The 318-nt window shown below is 39.9% G+C and carries 1 protein-coding gene; it reads right to left on the bottom strand.

Annotation, left to right across the window (positions count from 1 at the left end):
* A partial coding sequence (locus GJU43_RS23005; protein ID WP_195760096.1) for a hypothetical protein occupies nt 1-318 on the bottom strand: 318 nt, incomplete at both ends.

Below are 318 nucleotides of genomic sequence, written 5' to 3'. Positions count from 1 at the left end.
CTGTCACAAGCGGTTACAGTTTCCGTTGAAGCTGTTGAATTGGTAATGGTCAATACCAATGTTTTGGTATCACAACCTACGTTATTTACATAAGTTCCTGAACTTGTATATTTAGTACCATTTTCAGCCCAGGTGTAACTGTCACAGGCAGCTATTGTTTCCGTAGAAGCTGTTGAATTGGTAATGGTCAATACCAATGTCTTGGTATCACAACCTACGTTATTCACATAAGTTCCGGAGCTTGTATATTTAGTACCATTTTCAGCCCAGGTGTAACTATCACAAGCGGTTACAGTTTCCGTAGAAGCCGTTGAATTG

The sequence above is a fragment of the Flavobacterium sp. LC2016-23 genome (assembly GCF_009674775.1).
Taxonomy (GTDB): domain Bacteria; phylum Bacteroidota; class Bacteroidia; order Flavobacteriales; family Flavobacteriaceae; genus Flavobacterium.
This window is presented reverse-complemented; position numbering and strand designations above follow the sequence as displayed.